This window comes from Enterococcus hailinensis, from assembly GCF_045862035.1.
GTDB lineage: Bacteria > Bacillota > Bacilli > Lactobacillales > Enterococcaceae > Enterococcus_A > Enterococcus_A hailinensis.
On record NZ_BAAFRV010000001.1, the window covers coordinates 58,378 to 73,559 of the forward strand.

The following is a 15,182-nucleotide window of genomic DNA, read 5'->3' on the forward strand; positions in this document are numbered from 1 at the left end:
AATTCAATTAATATTGAGTTGTTACGAATTTTTTTGAATCAGAATTACAAGAAGTAGAAGCAAAAGTCTATACGTGTTATTTTTCAGGAGAAATTGAAGTATTTAGTATTTATAGTGGAGGAAATTAATTAGTGAAAAAGAAAGTTTGTTTTGTGAATGACGATTTCTCTTTGGGAGGAATACAAAAGGTTAATGTCTATCTAGGAGAAGAATTAGTATTAAATAAACAAGATGTATATTTTTATGCATCTGCAATCAATCCAAAAAATTTTTATAAAATAGAAATTTCAAAATTATATTTAGCAAAATATACAATAATGAATAACTTGGATAATATTCTTCATAAAATTCAACGCAAAATTATAAAGAATCTAAATAGAGAATTTACGTTAAAAAAAAATGACGTAGTAGTAAAGAAATTAATTTCTTTTTTAAAAGAAAAAAATATAGATACTGTAGTACTTAATGGACCTATTTTTATCTCATACATTCCTTTTATTAAAGAAGCTATTCCAACTATTAAGTGTATTGGCTGGTTACATAATAGCTATAAAGTATATTTAGGGAATGATAAAAATTCTTATACTAGATTTTTTAGAAAATCATTTTTAAAAGGATTAGCTGTTTCTGATCAGAATGTTTGTCTCACTCATGAAGATCTATCTGCCTATCAAAAATTTAATAAAAAAACAGTCTGTATTTATAATCCAGTAACTATGAAGGTCAAAGGTAAAGCAGATTTAAACAAGAAAAATATTTCATTCTTATCTCGTGTTGCAGTTCAACATAAAGGACTAGATTATTTAGCGGAGATATCATCTATGCTTCCTAAAGAATGGACAATCAAATTTGGAGGAAATGGAAATAAAAAAGAAAACGAAACATTTAATAATTATATAGAAAAATATAATTCTAAAAAAAATATAGACTTATTAGGCGCTTTAGATGAATTTGGCGTAAAAAAAGTATTTGAAAATTCTTCAATTTATCTTATGACTAGTCGTTGGGAAGGAATGCCCTTAGTTTTAGCTGAGGCAATGAGTTTTGGGTTACCTATTATAGCATTTGATCAGACTGGTTCTAGAGAAGTATTGGGCAATGGAAAATATGGAATAATTGTTGAACAGGGAAATATCAATGAAATGAATAGTCAATTAAAAAGGCTAATTAGCAGTAAAGAATTAAGAGAAGAGTTTAGCAAAAAATCGTTGATACGTATAAATGATTTTAATATTGAATTAATTGCTCGAAAATGGCTAGAAATTATATGAAAACTAAATATAATTGATTAAATTTATATATTTTTTACGTGTTTTAATTTTTCTTTACTTCAGATTTACTATTGTTAAGTTAGTAACTAAGAACACCAAACATTTTTGTCTACTAAAATTAATGGGATACTTATTCCCTATTTTTCATTTAGTATATATCATTTATTTAGTGAGTAATAATTGAAAGACATTTATCATAAAAAAGTATTTCCCATTTTTTCTTGGGAAAGGTAAAAAATGAAAACTAATCAATTGAGTATATAATATTTTTTGAAGTTTCAAACGCGTGATATTTTCAAACGCGATTAATTAATAGTTTATTGGAGGAGTTACTATGCAAAAAGTTCGTAAAGCTATTATTCCGGCGGCTGGGTTGGGTACCCGTTTCTTACCGGCAACTAAGGCTGTTGCCAAAGAGATGCTGCCGATCGTTGATAAACCAACGTTTCAGTTTATTGTAGAGGAAGCGAAGGCTTCTGGGATCGAAGATATTTTGGTCGTGACGGGGAAGGCTAAGCGTCCGATCGAGGATCATTTTGATGCGAATCTTGAGTTGGAGCAAACTTTAGCCGCAAAAGGCAAGCATGAGTTGTTGAAGTTGGTGGAAGAAACCACTGATATCAACTTACATTTCATCCGTCAAAGTCGTCCATTGGGCTTAGGCCATGCGGTATTGCAGGCGAAGTCGTTTGTCGGAAATGAACCGTTTGTCGTGATGTTGGGTGATGATATTATGTTCGATCAAGTACCGCTAACGAAGCAATTGATGAATAACTATGAGAAGACGAATTCTTCGACGATCGCTGTGATGCAAGTACCGCATGAGGAGACGTCGAAATATGGGATCGTTGCGCCTGAGTCTCAACTAGGTAAAGGCTTGTACAACGTGAAAAACTTTGTGGAAAAACCAAAACCAGAAGAAGCACCAAGTGATTTGGCGATCATCGGTCGTTACTTGTTACGCCCAGAGATCTTCGAGATTTTGGAAAATCAACAGCCGGGTGCTGGCAATGAGATCCAATTAACGGATGCGATCGATACGCTGAACAAGACGCAGCGCGTGTTTGCTCACCAATTTACAGGGAAGCGTTACGATGTTGGTGATAAACTGGGCATGGTCCAAGCGAATGTCGAATTAGGCTTGAAACATCCTGAAATCGGCAATGATTTGCGCAAATATCTGAAACAATTAGCGAAAACTTTATAGGATTATCCACTTTATCTTAGCAGTGCTTCATTTTTTATTTTAGTTTGTTCGTTATATTACTTAACTAAAAATAGCAAGTAGGACTACGGCAGTTTTTCTGTCGTAGTTTTTTTGTTGTTTTAATAAAGTACTTCTCTTCTTATGTTCATATTAGTAACAATTATAATGTTGTTTATTTGCTTGATAATTCAGAAAAATCAATAAATTAAGATTTATAACTTTAGTTATGTATTATTTTAAAAAATATTTGTGTTATTACTTTTAATTTATATTATTATCATGTTAGTATTGTCTTATAAAATAAAATATTTTGTATAATATGACTATTTTTATTTGAAAAGAACTATGTTTTAAAGTTGCTTGTAGGTTTTTGAACAGAAGGAAGGGGAAAAAAATGAAAAAAAACTTTGGTAAATTGTTGCGCATAGTTTTGGCGATCCTGATGGTAATAAGTAATATAGGGTTCTTTAATATAAGGGCGGAGGCTGCCGTTGAATGGTGGGGATCAGGTCCCGATGCCGGTAGGAACAATGCAGTCTTAGGGAAGCGCTACCCAGCTAGTGATACAGGTAGCATCGCATTGAGCTTTGGATCGTATAGCACCGGAGGAAAAACACTTGGATCAAACTCAGTCTCGGGAGAAGCATTGTATGCTTTTTGTATCGAGATGGGTGTCGCAGTTAAAATGGATAACATGGCTAATGATGGAAAAGTAAACGATGCACTAGGCGCCTTTCTAGTGGACCACTTCATTAATCGTGGTACACCAACTGGTGCAGCATGGGATGCTTTATCAGAAGCTCAACAAAATGATTATCGTCTGACGCATGCGGCGATGGGAATGTATTTCCGTGATAATTACGAAATTGCTTCTACAAAGTCTACGTATACAGCGGCAAAAGCGAAATTAGAAAATCGTGATGATTGGAAACAAATCAGCGCTCGCTTACAAGAGATGACCAAGTATGCTGAAGGAAAGTTAGGCGCTTATTCTGGCACATTGACTTTTAATCAAAACCCAAATCAACAATCAGCAACTGTTGATTTCAGTATCAAAGCCAATGCAGGCAGTGGTCAGGAAATGAAGAACGTCGACCCTTATGATGTAACATTAACAGCGACGAATGGAACATTCACAAACAATGGCACATCGACATTGACATTCAAATCAAATGCTGCACCAACCATTACAGTAGTACCGACAGAGACAGGTGATGTAAGTGTCGCTATGAATGTCAAAGGGTTGCCTGGAACGAAGTTGACGAAATATTCATTTAGTGAAGGTCAAGATTTTATGATGTCTTTAATAGGTGATCGTCAAGATATCACTGTGACAGAAAAAGTTCCTTTGATCAAACCTTTCAAGATCGATGCGACAACGAGTGCACCTGATTTATTGAAAGTAGGAGAAAACTTAAAAGATGCCATCGATGTTAAATTGATTGGTGGCACAACATGGAGTTCTATCTTAGGTAAAGCTAACGAAAAAGTTCCAGCGAAGTTGATGCTTGATTGGTATTACTCTGAGACAGACTTTGGTGATACGTCATATCCATTAGAAAATTTACCGGAAGGTGTACAAAAATTAAACGATGCATCAGAAGTCATCGAAGTTACTAACACAGGTGTCTACGAGCATACTTCTGATATAGAGGCAACTAAATATGGTTTCTATTATCCAGTCATTCGTTTTGCTATTGATGACCAAGAAGGCTACCAAAATTACTTTGTAGCAGGTTCAGATTTCCAAAAGCCATTTAATGATAAGGATGAACAATCCTTAGTAAAATGGCAGCCTAAAGTTGTGACAGAGAATTTGATAGTTAATGATGAAAATGGTGCTACCGTTGAAGGTCATCGTTTGCCAGCTACAGGCGGTACAGTCAAAGACCGTCTGAAAGTGACTGATAATAAATCAGATCAAGAACTTACGATCGTAAGTAAGTTATATGGTCCATTCTTAACTAAACCAGATTTTATTAAAAACGGCAATCAGCATGATGGTGGAAAAGCAGTTACTATCCCTGGAAATGTTGAACCATATGAGACGGTTAAAACAGTCATCACAGGAAATGGCACGGTAGAAACGCCAGAAGTTACAATCGCTGAAGAAGACAAAGGCTGGTATGTCTGGGTCGAGTCAATCGAAGGTACGGATTATACTGAGCAATGGAACTCGCACTTCGGTAGTGAGAATGAGTATGTATTGGTACCGTGGGATCCTGGTATCACGACAAAAGTCTCTACTACATCTGCTCATGTGGGGCAACAGGTCCACGATCAGATCAAAGTTACTGATATGCCAGGTATGTGGGGCTTACTAGGTGATGGCGAGGGGAATACTGCCAATAAATACTGGAATACCCACCCTGAATTAAAAGGGAAAAACCAAGACCCATCATCAGATGGCGAATACAATATGCCGGATGGCTGGGGTGAGAGTAAAGAAGATACAGCGTTAACGGCAACGTTCACGATGTACTATTCACCAACGAAACCAGTTCAAGGTGATGTCCCAGAAGGTGCGGTCGTATTTGATACCGTGAAGGCACCGTTGATTTCTGGAAGTTTAAATACAACAGAATTCAAACGTTTCGATAAGCCGGGTTACTACACGGTTGTTGTGACTGGTGGCGATGACGAAGGACGTGTCGCGACTTTCCAAACAGATTATGGGATTCCTTCTGAGACTGTTCATGTAACAACTAATGAAGAATACTTCACTAAAGTAAATGAAGAACGTGTTCACATTGGTGATTTGGTCTATGATACATTGCATGTGACTGCTTCACCGATCAATAATAATGCTGAAGCAACATTCACACTGTACAAATACAGTGATAAAGCAGATAGTCTAGATTTCTCTAATCCACAAGAAATCGCAACATCAAGCAAACCAATCGCGATCACAAAAGCGGGAGAGTATCCTTCCAATACGAAAGGTCATGGTTTAGAAAACTTAACGATGGATTCAGTTGGAACATATGGCTGGGTCGTAACAGTAGTCGACAAGAGTGATGATGACAACGTACTATATGAAGGAACACATGGTGAGTATGGTGAAGTCTTCTCTGTGACCGAGGTCGACTTGAAGACAAGTGCCGTCGACAGTGAGACGGGCATGAACGAAGGGCTGGCAAGTGAGCGTGTGACGATCACGGATACAGTGACTTACACGGGCTTGATCCCTGGAAATCAATACACGATCTCTGGTGTCTTGATGGATAAAGAAACTGGCAAAGAATTCTTGACGAGTGAAGGCGATAAAGTCACTGCAACGAAGAACTTCACAGCCAAGGAAGCTGATGGCAGTGAAACGCTAGAATTCGTAATCAAAAAAGGTGATCTGGCTGGTAAGACGATTGTCGTCTTTGAATCATTAGAGTATCAGAATCGCGAAATCGCGGTCCACGCTGATATCGAAGATAAAGATCAAACTGTCAGCTATCCAAAAGTCGGGACGAAAGCTTCGCAAGTCTCTGGCTTGGAAGATGAGTACATCACGATCAAGGACCAAGTTTCTTATGAGAACTTAAGACTAGGTGTACCATACACAGTCAAAGGTGTCTTGATGAACAAAGAAACGAATAAACCATTTATGGTCAAAGATGAAAAAGGTGCTGAAGTGACGGTGACGGGTGAAGCAACGATCCCTGCAGAGCATGAAGGCAGCGGCATGATCGATGTGGAATTCACCTTCCCACGTAGTGCATTGACTGAAGATCTAGAATTAGTCGTCTTTGAAGAATTGTTCAACGTCGAGGGTAAATTGGTCGGCGAGCACAAGGATATCGATGACGAAGAACAGACGGTTCGTCAACCTGAGATCCGTACAAAAGCAAGTGACAAAGAAACTGGTACGAATATCGGATTGGCGACCGACAACGTGACGATCGTCGATGAAGTCAGCTATCGCAACTTGATCGTCGGCAAAACGTATACTGTCAAAGGTGTCTTGATGGATAAAGAAACTGGACAGCCATTCTTGACGCGTGAGAACAAAGAAGTTCGTGCAGAAAAAGAATTCACAGCAACACAAAGCAACGGCACAGTGAACTTGGAATTTGTGATCCAGCAAGGAGACTTAGCTGGTAAGACGATCGTTGTCTTCGAAGATCTGTATGAAGAGGGCAAGAAAATCGCGACTCACTCAGATATTGAGGACAAAGACCAAACGGTTCATTATCCAAAAGTCGGTACACAAGCTGTCGAATTGAGTGAAGATACTGATGAGACGGTCATCATTCGCGACATCATCTACTATGAGAACTTGATTCCTGGCGAGAGCTATACTGCTCGTGGAAAACTAATGTTGAAAGAAGCAAATGCGCCATTCACTGTTTTTGGCAGAGAAGTCGAAGGACATGCGACATTCGTAGCTAGCGAGACTGGCACAGGCTATGTGACGATGGACTTTGCTTTCAGTCGTAGCGTTTTGAGTAATGATGTGACGTTAGTCGTCTTCGAACGTATCTACGATGCTAGCGGTAATCTGATCGGTAAGCACGAAGATATCAATGACGAAGCACAAACATTGTCAATCAAAAAACCGACTGATCCAGATACACCAAGCGAACCTAATGATCCAAGCGAACCAGGAACACCAGGGGGCAACTTGCCAACGACTAAAGGTAGTACAACAACTGGTACGCCAAGTGGAAGCGGCGGAAGCAGCAGTGGCAGCAGCGGTGGTACATTGCCAACGACAGGTGAACAAGTAATGGAAATCCTTCCTTACTTAGGTGCCTTGATCATTATCGGTGCGGCAGCGATCTATTTCTATCAAAAACGCCGTCACGCAGAAAGATAAATCGTGATACAGATCAACTAACGAGTAGACTCTAGTCTACTTGTTGGTTGATTTTTTTTTACGTAAATCCGGAAGCAGGCAGTCTGTATTTTCGTCTTTTAGTGATCCTATTTATCGTGGTCAACATTCTTTCGACCAAGGATCGAATGGGTGATTCATTTATCTGAATATCCGCAGTGGATAGTGAATTAGTCGGCGAGGGATCGGCTGGAAAGTTTTGATCAGGTGTATCTTTCAGCTCAAAGATCGGAGTCTCGATCGTCGTCACGAGTTTGGCCCGGACAAGTTTGGTAAATAATAGGATGCCATCTTTTTCAAATAGGTCTAATTGGGCGATCTGCTCACAGTAAGTCCGCAGCTGAGCAGGCGACAGACTGGGATCGACATCCGCATAGGTCCATTGATGTTTTTTGCCGGTGCTATCTAAGAAAATCGCGACTAACTTGGTCGTGATCTTGTTATGAGTTGGGGTATGGATAGCAAGCATGGTCGATCCCTCCTGTCTTTGATGGTTTTAAGATACTGTTTTTTTCGGAAAAGGACGAAGGCGAATCTTGCTCGTTTGGAAGGATTTTGCTAGGAGATGCACGTAGAGATGCGGGGTCTAGCGATTGGGCGTGCAAGATTCTATCGATAAGTGAGCAATAGTTTTCAACTGTTCGTTAAGCTTTTCTTGGGAACTTGGGCTTTTTAATGCAGGGATAAGGTTCGTTTCGTATAATGGATGAAAAGGGGGAGATTGGGATGAAAAAAATCATCGCCGGCATCGTTTCGCTAGTCGCAAGTTATGGGATGGTCTATTACTTGGTCATGCCGACTTTAGCGAATTATCCCCGTTTGTATCGGGTGGCCCAGCGTTTTGAATATACGGATGAGGCTTTATGGCTGTTCATCTTTTTGAGTTTGTGGTTGTTTTACTGGCAGTGGGAACAGCGCAAGATGTGGAATGTTTATCTGTACTTATTTTACAGCTGTTATATTTTATTATTGTTCATCATGTTGTTTACCAAAGCTCGGTTGTATCATTCTTTTAATTTGAATCCATTTGAATTGTATCTTAACAATAAGCAGCAGGTCATTGAATTGATTTTGAATACGGGCTATTTTATTCCGTTGGGCTTTTTATACGGTTTTCGCGCGAGCAAAATCGAAGCTGTTGTGATCGCATTGGTAACGATCTTAGGAATCGAAACGATCCAATACGTCTTTTATATCGGAACATTTGATATTTGGGATATCATCACGAATTTCCTTGGCTGTATGATCGGTTACTTCTTGTGTCAAAAAGTTCGAACACGAATCAGCGGTTAGGCTCAGCTAACTGCTTTTTTATTAGCTGAAACAAAAAAATTGAATCGATGGATTGTTCATGATAACTTACAATTAGTAAGCGAGGTGGCTAGTGATGAAGTATTTGTATCAAGCAGGAAAACCAATCGGCAAAAAATTTATTTTGTTGCACGGCACAGGCGGTGACGAAACTTCTTTGATCGACTTGGCGCGGTTATTGGATGCCGACAGTACGATTTTGTCTTTGCGAGGTCAGGTAAAAGAAGATGGGATGAATCGTTTCTTTCGTCGCAATGGTTTGAATCAATTTGATTTGGTCAGTCTTGAAAAAGAAACGGATCAGTTATTAAAAGAGATCACTCGGATCAGTGCAGAAAAAGACATCGATTTAGCGGAGTGGATCCTTGTGGGCTACTCAAACGGGGCGAATATCGCGGCTCATCTATTATTGGAACGTCAAACGGCCTTAGCGCGAGGAATCTTTTTCCATCCGATGTCGCTAGGGGTGCACACCAAAGTCTTTGATCTGTCAGACAAGAAAGTCTGGGCTTCTTATGGCGGCAGGCGGGATCAGATCGTCAGTGAGACGTCCTTCAAGGACTTGGCCGATGCTTTTGACAAACGCGGGGCCGCATTAACGATAGCAGAAACCAACGGCGGGCACCAATTATTGATGGAAGAAGTCCAGTCAGCCAAGGCTTGGCTGAAAGAGTAGTGCTTCTGCTTTTTGATGTGGTAAAATAAGTCGAAGGGGTGCGGTAACGAAATGGCAGATTCATTTGACTACAAAGGTTTGACGCTGACACCAACGGATCTTGTGTTTACTGATCAAGAATTACAAAAATTATTGACCTTTGAAGGAGCGATCACTCATGAACGCTTGAAGGGCTATAAGTTTCACTACTTTTTGATGGGACAATACGATCTGGAAGGGTTGTTAGCAAAAATTGGCGGCGCTGAGCGCAAAGCTCGACGCATTTATCACATCACGGGGCAGCTGGTCTCAAGCAATCTGTCGGACATGACAGTAGATGGCTACTATATGCCGACCAACTGGGGCTTTATGCGCGTGGACAAATAAAAAATAAGCGGTGAAAGGAATTTTCCTTTCACCGCTTATTTTTTTGCGTTAATTAAAGATTCCCCAGCTGGCATCGATCCGTTTTTTGCCATCTGATTTTCCAGTGGCTAGATATGCATAAGTCCCATCGCTGCGTTTTTGGCGGATCCAAACATAGCCTTGTTCATGAGCGAAAGCATCATATTGGACAACGGAACCTGCGGGTAAAACAGCGATGCTTTGAGCACTCGTGCTGGGTGCCGTCCGCAGATGAATGGCACTTCCTAGAGTGAAGTAACCTTTTTCAGCGATGCCCCAAGCAGCGGGGCTGCCGGCTTTGCCAATGAAATAGCTCAAAGCCTTTTTGCCAGATAACCGATTGAGATCCAAAACACCGTTGTAGCCTGCTAAACGGCCGTTGGATGTGTATTGGTGCAGATCATACTGTTTATTGACTGTTGGATCGACACCTTGATAACTGCCAGTATTCTGGCCGTAACTTGGCAGCCAAAGGGCGTCGAACCGATCGACGGCTAGATTGAATTGCCGGTAAAGATGATGGGCGACATAGACGCCGACTTTTTGATTGGTCAATTTTTTCAAGGTTTGCCGATAGACCTCGACGCCGCCGCGCATGTCAGCCATCGATTGTTCCTCGACGTCTAACCAATAAAAACTTGGTTGGAAAATTTTTGCGCGCTCGTAAAAGGTTCGAGCTTCTTGTGCCATGTCTTCCTGACTCGTGCCGCGGACCCAAGCATAGACGGCCGTTGGGATACCCAAGTCTTGGAATCGTTGCAAGTGAGTTTGGTAATACTTGTCGCAATAAGCGGAACCATACTGGATACGGACGATCACATGGTCGATCTGTTTGGCGAGTTGGGCATAATTGATCTGGTCCGGATGTTGCCATTCACTGATGTCGATAATCATAATGCGTTCCTTCTTTCGCTAATTTTATTACATGATCATGTGACCATAGTCTGCCAAATGATCAGGCAAAAAGACAGATCGAATCTTGCTTAGTTGTTTCGATAGTCTGAACTATGTGTACGCTATGACGGGCTTTTACGAGAAAAAGGGTGCAGCATGATCTTTTTTAGTGCATGATTCATTTTCGAAAGTAATGGCCTTTTCTGGCATTTTTAAGTCGCCGGTAAATACAAAAAGCAAAGGAGACTTAAAAGATGCACGCAGAAAAAGCAGAACGATTTGTCCAACAATACGAAGCGCTATGCCTGAAAGTTTTGAGGGATTGCCGGGTATTTAGCAGCAATCCTGACTACGAAGATTATCTACAGATTTTACGGATCGCCTTATTTGAAAATTCTCTGCGTTTTGCAGACTGTCACAGTAAGCAAGTCACCCTGATCTATCATTTTTTACGGTGGCGTTTGCGCGATGCCCAGCGAAAACAGCAACGGCAGCAAAAAATTTTACAACGAGCAAAAAGCAACTGGCAAGAACGATCGCTCCTATCCGAGGATGATATCGAACGGACCGATCAACTTGCACATCTGTGGCCGAAGCTGAGTCTAGGGGAGCAACGTTTTCTTTATAGTCGAATACAGGGACTGACGTATCAGCAGATCCGCGAGCGTTATCACGTCAGTGCTGGAACAGTCTGCAATTGGAAAAAGCGACTGGTCCAACATTGGACAGAAAACGATGAAGCTTCTTGAACATCTGGAACGAAGGGTTCGTTAGTATTAGTGTAAACCGTCGCGACGTTTATAAATACAAGAAAGGAGTGTTTTGCGATGATCCAAAAATTAGGCAATAAGCTGCAAGTCCAACTGCAAAACGAGGAAGGTAAAAAACGCAATGTCAACTTTACAAATGTAATCGATGCCCCCGCCGAAGAAAAAGTGTTGCTGTTAGGAGAGATCATGGCCAATCTGTCAGCTGAGCACGACTTAGACAGTGTCGTCTTGACCCAACAATCACGCATCAGCAAATAACTTAGTAAGGAGGAAAATCAATGCTGAAATTATCGGCTACTTTTGCCAACAATGATGGAAAAGCTCACCAATGGAATTTTTCTGACCCCAATCGGAATCTATCCGACGATGAGATCCGCACCCAATTAGAAATGATGTGTCTAGTAGAATTGTTTGAAAAAGACGGCAAAAAACTCTTTGATACAGTCACTGGCGCCAAATACATCGAGACGATCGAAACCCAAATTTTTTAAATTTATCCAAGGCCTAGCGCAAGAAAAGCGCTGGGCTTTTTTTAGTTGTATAAAAGAAAAATAGCAGAAGTAAAAAATTTCTGTTTTAGCATAACGATTGTACGTTTATAGCAGTAATTTTAACTTTTCTATGATAGAATGCAAACGGATAAAACGATAGCTAGGAGATAGATCCATGTATACAAAAGAAGTATTCAATCATAAGATGAACCGCTGGGTCAATACTGATGCGGAAGATAAAGATGAATTAAAAAATTTATACCGGGATTATGGGATCGACAGTGATTTTGTCGAGTACTCACTAGATAGAAACGAACGTGCCCATTTAGATTATGACAAAGACAATGATGTTTTGATGCTGATCTTCAATGTGCCAAATCGCCGCAAGATCGATAACCATTATGAGACGGTACCGATGACTTTTCTCGTGGTGGATCGGACCTTGATCACCGTGACCAATCAACAAAGCAAATACTTGTATTTCAAATTTAAGAATTATTTGGACCGCAATCCTGAGAGTAGTTTGTATGAGTTTTTGTTTGGCTGTTTGTTCGTCATCTCTGACGAGTATTTCCCATTTGTTGAAGGGATGGATCGCGACCGTAAGCGCATCACCCAATTGTTAAAACAAAAAACTACCAAACAAAACTTATTATTACTGTCAGACTTAGAGACCGGGATCGTCTATTTTGTGACGGCTTCTCGGCAAAATGTCTTGTTAGTGCAACAAATCAAAACGCATGGCATTTATCGTCGTTTGACCGATGAAGAAAAAGAAGGCCTGGACGACGTGATGATCGAAGCCCAGCAATTAGTCGAAATGACCAAATTGTCTTCACAAATCTTGCAGCAATTATCCGGCACCTATAACAATGTCTTGAACAATAATCTGAACGATACGATGCGGATCTTGACTGTTCTGTCTGTCTTATTGACGATCCCGACGATCATCACTGGATTCTTTGGGATGAACATGCCGCTGCCATTACAAAACAATGCTTCTGGTTGGATGATCACGATCGGTGTCAGCGTCGTACTGTGGTTCGCACTGGCATATGTCTTTCGAAAATTGATGCGTTGAACTTGAACCTGTGGGACTTCCACAGGTTTTTTTGTCTGTAAAAAATTATTTTGTCTCGGTCTTGTTAAAAATCAGCCATTTTTCAGCATATTAAATTATTTTATTTCTCAGTTATGATAAACTTATCCTGACTAATAGTGGGTCTGTGACCGACGGGAGAAGGTGAAGGAATTGGGCAGACATAGCGAGCCAAGTGAGAGCAAGTTAAAAAAATATATCACAGTCGGTGTAGTGACTGCGGCGATTGCAGGTGTAGTGATTTTTGGTGCGGCTAAGCTTTTTAATAGTTCAGAAGAAGCGCCAACAGTTGCCACCAAAGCAACGCAGTCATCGACTGAAAAGAGTTCTTCGACACAAGTGAGTACTACAACAGAAAGTTCCGTCAAAAAAGCGGCTGAAAAGACAACTAAAAAGAGCAGCTCGACAACAAAAGCAAAAGAAACCAAAGCCAGCACGAGTAAATCAGCTAGTACAGAAAAACAAACGGCTAAGTTAGACGCGGCAGCGTTGATGAATAGTGCGGGAACGGTATCTTATGGTGTCTATTATTTTAAAGATAAAGCGACGTTTAACAGCGAGAATCCCCAACTGATGGTGGCAGCTGAGGTCATCAATGTATTTATCATGGATTATGCCCTGAACCAACCTGGGGGCAGCGAGCAAGTGATCGAGAATAAAAAATTGAGTGATTGGCTAACTCCGATGATCCAACAAAATGATATCGCGGCAACGAATGTTTTGATCGATCATTACGGCATGGATGCGATGAATGCCTACTTCCAAGACCAAGGGTATCAGGATACGCGGATCGAGCGGCGGATGTTGGATATCAATGTTCTCAGCACCGATAAAGAAAATTATACGTCGGTCAATGATTGTCTGGCGCTGTTGAAAAAACTTTATAGCAAACGTAAAAAGGCACCGCAAAAAGAGATGCTCCAATTGATGGAAGGGCAGCAGATCCGTAATAAAATTCCCGCTAAGATTCCGAAAAATATGACGATCGCGAATCTTTCCGGTGCGCAGCAAACGGTTGAAAATGATATCGGGATCGTATTTGATAAAGAACAGCCCTTTGCGATCGCCGTGTTTGCTAGTGATGTATCAGACATTGTGCGTACGCGGACAGCAATCGCTGAATTTAGTTTAGCCGCAAGTATGTTGAAATAGAAAACTTATCCACATCTTCTGTGGATAAGTTTTTTTGTCCTTACCAATATTCTGTAACGTTTGTATGTTTGATATGGTAAAATCGGGATAAAGAAAGCGATCGTAAAAAAATGATCGCAGCAAAATCCAAGGAGTAGATAAAAATGAAATATTGTCCAAAGTGCGGGGCGGAAAACAAGGACCAATCACGTTTTTGTGAAGAATGCGGGCATGCGTTCGAGTCTGGCGAAAATAGCCCGAAAAGAAATCAAGGCGTGAATTTGAAAAATAATTCAGAACCGAGTAATCAAGCTCCTAATCCAAAAGGGGGATTTCCGAAGTGGCTGATGGTATTAGCTGGGGTAGCGGTAGTAGCAGTCGTCGTTGGTGTGGGGCTAGCATTGGCGGGCGGTTCTAATGATGAAGCAACGACACCTTCATCTACTGGTGTTACATTGAACAGTACTTCAGCTTCCAACAAAATCGATCCAAGCAAATATGACAAGTTGATCGCAGAAGCGAAAGAATTGACGATCAATGGTGAGTACAAAAAATCTAATTTAAAATTAAGTCAGATCTCAGCGAGTGATCTAGGTCGAAGCGAATTTGCCTCGATTGCCGATGAAGTTGATGAATTGCAAGAAAAGAATGATGATGGCTTGAAAAATGATGAAAAAACTACCGATTCTAGTCAAAAGACGAGTGACTCAGCCAAATCATCTTCAGGCAGTGCCTTTAGCGGCGATTATGCGAAGTGGGCAAATACCTACTATTTCTATTATGCTCAATCAAGCCAAAAACAAGGCTCATTGACGATCGGAGCCAATGGCAGCGTAACGCAAAAAAATGTCAACGGGACGCAGTATTTTGGCCAAGCAACGATCACTAATGCTAGCGGCGATGTTTTGAGTTATGAAACCAATGATCAATACCCAATGGATATGCCGGATACAAAAATGATCAATCCAAATGTCCGTATCACAGTGACTTGGGATGCTGGCAGCACCCAGACGTATTATGGCTATGTATCCTATTCTTCTCGCCTAGCCTTGACGGATGGCGTCACTAAAAACGACGGTGTCAATGAAGTCTGGATATCATAAGTTCTGATCTTATATAT

The 15,182-nt window shown here is 40.6% G+C and carries 14 protein-coding genes; 12 read left to right on the forward strand and 2 right to left on the reverse strand.

Annotation, left to right across the window (positions count from 1 at the left end):
- The first annotated feature begins 131 nt into the window (after positions 1–131).
- The 3 genes from ACKTSC_RS00225 to ACKTSC_RS00235 all read left to right on the forward strand — a co-directional run bounded on the left by ACKTSC_RS00225 (position 132) and on the right by ACKTSC_RS00235 (position 7,288).
- The gene (locus ACKTSC_RS00225) at positions 132–1,271 is read left to right on the forward strand and encodes a glycosyltransferase (protein WP_407856511.1); all 1,140 of its coding nucleotides are present in this window, start codon (positions 132–134) and stop codon (positions 1,269–1,271) included.
- Positions 1,272–1,605: 334 nt separating this feature from the next.
- Positions 1,606–2,478 (forward strand): UTP--glucose-1-phosphate uridylyltransferase GalU, encoded by an 873-nt coding sequence (gene galU, locus ACKTSC_RS00230; protein WP_407856512.1) that lies wholly within the window; start codon positions 1,606–1,608, stop codon positions 2,476–2,478.
- Between the two features lie 394 nt (positions 2,479–2,872).
- Positions 2,873–7,288: a VaFE repeat-containing surface-anchored protein gene (locus ACKTSC_RS00235; protein WP_407856513.1), complete on the forward strand. Its 4,416-nt coding sequence runs from the start codon at positions 2,873–2,875 to the stop codon at positions 7,286–7,288.
- A 58-nt stretch (positions 7,289–7,346) separates the two neighbouring features.
- Here the strand turns inward: ACKTSC_RS00235 and ACKTSC_RS00240 are convergent, their stop codons facing one another.
- Positions 7,347–7,775: a DUF2922 domain-containing protein gene (locus ACKTSC_RS00240; protein WP_407856514.1), complete on the reverse strand. Its 429-nt coding sequence runs from the start codon at positions 7,773–7,775 to the stop codon at positions 7,347–7,349.
- Positions 7,776–8,032: 257 nt separating this feature from the next.
- On the opposite strand from ACKTSC_RS00240, the gene ACKTSC_RS00245 reads away from it, so the two are divergent.
- From ACKTSC_RS00245 to ACKTSC_RS00255, 3 genes are all read left to right on the forward strand, one after another.
- The gene (locus ACKTSC_RS00245) at positions 8,033–8,599 is read left to right on the forward strand and encodes a VanZ family protein (RefSeq protein ID WP_407856515.1); all 567 of its coding nucleotides are present in this window, start codon (positions 8,033–8,035) and stop codon (positions 8,597–8,599) included.
- A gap of 94 nt (positions 8,600–8,693) precedes the next feature.
- Positions 8,694–9,293: an alpha/beta hydrolase gene (locus tag ACKTSC_RS00250; RefSeq protein ID WP_407856516.1), complete on the forward strand. Its 600-nt coding sequence runs from the start codon at positions 8,694–8,696 to the stop codon at positions 9,291–9,293.
- A gap of 51 nt (positions 9,294–9,344) precedes the next feature.
- A complete protein-coding gene (locus tag ACKTSC_RS00255) occupies positions 9,345–9,659 on the forward strand; it encodes a hypothetical protein (protein WP_332654364.1) in 315 nt (104 codons plus the stop codon).
- Positions 9,660–9,707: 48 nt separating this feature from the next.
- Here the strand turns inward: ACKTSC_RS00255 and ACKTSC_RS00260 are convergent, their stop codons facing one another.
- Positions 9,708–10,571 (reverse strand): GH25 family lysozyme, encoded by an 864-nt coding sequence (locus ACKTSC_RS00260; protein ID WP_332654366.1) that lies wholly within the window; start codon positions 10,569–10,571, stop codon positions 9,708–9,710.
- Between the two features lie 254 nt (positions 10,572–10,825).
- Between ACKTSC_RS00260 and ACKTSC_RS00265 the strand changes: the two genes are divergently transcribed.
- The 6 genes from ACKTSC_RS00265 (at position 10,826) to ACKTSC_RS00290 (ending at position 15,165) form a co-directional block, all read left to right on the forward strand.
- A complete protein-coding gene (locus tag ACKTSC_RS00265) occupies positions 10,826–11,320 on the forward strand; it encodes a sigma-70 family RNA polymerase sigma factor (protein WP_407856517.1) in 495 nt (164 codons plus the stop codon).
- Between the two features lie 78 nt (positions 11,321–11,398).
- On the forward strand, positions 11,399–11,599 hold the full coding sequence (locus tag ACKTSC_RS00270) for a DUF1659 domain-containing protein (RefSeq protein ID WP_332654370.1): 201 nt from the start codon (positions 11,399–11,401) through the stop codon (positions 11,597–11,599).
- Positions 11,600–11,619: 20 nt separating this feature from the next.
- Complete coding sequence (locus tag ACKTSC_RS00275) at positions 11,620–11,832, forward strand: DUF2922 domain-containing protein (RefSeq protein WP_332654372.1); 213 nt, start codon at positions 11,620–11,622, stop codon at positions 11,830–11,832.
- Between the two features lie 175 nt (positions 11,833–12,007).
- The gene (locus ACKTSC_RS00280) at positions 12,008–12,913 is read left to right on the forward strand and encodes a magnesium transporter CorA family protein (RefSeq protein WP_407856518.1); all 906 of its coding nucleotides are present in this window, start codon (positions 12,008–12,010) and stop codon (positions 12,911–12,913) included.
- Positions 12,914–13,075: 162 nt separating this feature from the next.
- Positions 13,076–14,083: a serine hydrolase gene (locus ACKTSC_RS00285; RefSeq protein WP_407856519.1), complete on the forward strand. Its 1,008-nt coding sequence runs from the start codon at positions 13,076–13,078 to the stop codon at positions 14,081–14,083.
- A gap of 143 nt (positions 14,084–14,226) precedes the next feature.
- A complete protein-coding gene (locus tag ACKTSC_RS00290; protein WP_407856520.1) occupies positions 14,227–15,165 on the forward strand; it encodes a zinc ribbon domain-containing protein in 939 nt (312 codons plus the stop codon).
- Positions 15,166–15,182 lie beyond the last annotated feature (17 nt).